The organism is Actinomadura logoneensis (assembly GCF_003428695.1).
GTDB classification, from domain to species: domain Bacteria; phylum Actinomycetota; class Actinomycetes; order Streptosporangiales; family Streptosporangiaceae; genus Spirillospora; species Spirillospora logoneensis.
Genome location: NZ_QURH01000586.1, coordinates 1 through 1,888, shown reverse-complemented (window position 1 = coordinate 1,888; position 1,888 = coordinate 1). Strand labels below are relative to the sequence as shown.

Annotated in this window: 2 protein-coding genes; both read right to left on the bottom strand. The window is 76.2% G+C overall.

The genetic code is table 11. The features are described 5' to 3' along the window. Nucleotides 1–150: 150 nt before the first annotated feature. Complete coding sequence (gene whiA / locus DZF91_RS24425) at nt 151–1,131, bottom strand: DNA-binding protein WhiA (protein ID WP_117359622.1); 981 nt, start codon at nt 1,129–1,131, stop codon at nt 151–153. A 61-nt stretch (nt 1,132–1,192) separates the two neighbouring features. Beyond that, a partial coding sequence (locus DZF91_RS24420) for a gluconeogenesis factor YvcK family protein (protein ID WP_117359621.1) occupies nt 1,193–1,888 on the bottom strand: 696 nt, incomplete at its 5' end.

The following is a 1,888-nucleotide window of genomic DNA, read 5'->3' as shown; positions in this document are numbered from 1 at the left end:
CGGCGGTGCGGGCGCGGGTGGTCCTGGCGGCGGTGCCGGCGGTGCCGGCGGTCGTCGGCGTCTTCGCCGTGCGTTGCCCCGCGCCTCTGGCGGCGTCCCAGCGCACGGAGCGCGCGCGGGCTCGCGGTCAGGGGGCGGGCGTCCGGGTGATCAGGGGGCGAGCATCTCGGCGGTCAGGTTCGCCTCGGTGCCGGGGATGCCCTGGTCGCCGGCGCGCTTGTCGGCCATGGCGAGCAGGCGCCTTATCCGGCCGGCGATGGCGTCCTTGGTCAGCGGCGGGTCGGCGAGCTGGCCGAGCTCCTCCAGGGACGCCTGCTTGTGCTCCAGGCGCAGCCGCCCCGCGCTGACCAGGTGCTCGGGCGCGTCGTCGCCGAGGATCTCCAGGGCGCGGGCGACCCGCGCCCCGGCGGCGACGGCCGCGCGGGCGCTGCGCCGCAGGTTGGCGTCGTCGAAGTTCGCCAGCCGGTTGGCGGTCGCCCGGACCTCGCGGCGCATCCGCCGCTCCTCCCAGGCCAGCACCGAGTCGTGCGCGCCGAGCCGGGTCAGCAGGGCGCTGATCGCGTCGCCGTCGCGGACGACCACGCGGTCCACCCCGCGGACCTCGCGCGCCTTGGCGTGGATCTTCAACCGGCGGGCCGCGCCGACCAGCGCCAGCGCCGCCTCCGGCCCCGGGCAGGTCACCTCCAGCGACATCGACCGGCCCGGTTCGGTCAGCGAGCCGTGCGCCAGGAACGCCCCTCGCCAGGCCGACTCGGCGTCGCAGGCCGCCCCCGCGACCACGTGCCGGGGCAGCCCTCGCACCGGGCGTCCGTTGTTGTCGATCAGGCCGGTCTGCCGGGCCAGCGACTCGCCGTCCCGGAACACCCGGACGACGTACCGGTTGCCCTTGCGCAGCCCGGACGGGGCGAGCACCACCACGTCGGAGGTGTGGCCGAACACCTCGGCGATGTCCCGGCGCAGACGGCGCGCGGCGGCCCCGGTGTCGATCTCGGCCTCGATCACGATGCGCCCGCTCACCAGGTGCAGGCCGCCCGCGAAGCGCAGCAGCGTCGAGACCTCCGCCTTGCGGCAGCACGGCTTGAGCACCTGGAGCCTGCTCAGCTCGTCCTTCACCACACCGGTCATCGCCATAGATGAACCCCTCCCCCTATCGAACTTCCAGCAGTGTGGCCGATCGCGGCCGTGCCGGACGTCAGTCAGCGAATATCTGTACGAAGGCTTGGGCCAGCAGGGCGGGATCATGACGCGGGGAGCCGTCGGCGGCGGCCACGTCGGCGAGCACCAGGCGTCCGCCCAGGTCGCCGACCGCCTTCTCCAGCGCCTCCGGCTCGTCCACGACGCCCCGGTCGGCCAGCACCACGTCCACCCGGAGGTCGGGCGCGTGGGCCTGCAGGACCTCCAGGTGGTTCTGCGGCGACAGGTCGTCGGTCTCGCCGGGCTGCGGCGCGAGGTTCAGCAGGACGGCGCGGCGGGCCCGCGTGCGGCGCAGGGCGCGCGCCAGCTCCGGCACCTTCAGGTGCGGCAGGACGCTGGTGAACCACGACCCCGGGCCGAAGACCACCCAGTCGGCGTCGTCGACCGCCGCGAGCGCCTCCGGGCACGCGGGCGGGTCGGACGGGATCAGCGAGATGCCCTCGACCGTGCCCGGCGTCTTCGCGCACGCGACCTGGCCGCGCACCTGGACGACCTCGTCCGGACGCACCGGGTCGGCGCCGCGCACGTCCGCGACGATGTCGAGCGGCACCGAGGCCATCGGCAGCACCCGCCCGTGCGCCCCGAGCAGCCGTCCCACCCAGTCGAGCCCCGCCACGACCCCCGGTCCCCCGCCGGCGGCCGGGGCCGCGCTACCGGACACCCCCGCCGGAGCGGCGCCGTCGGACGCCGCAGG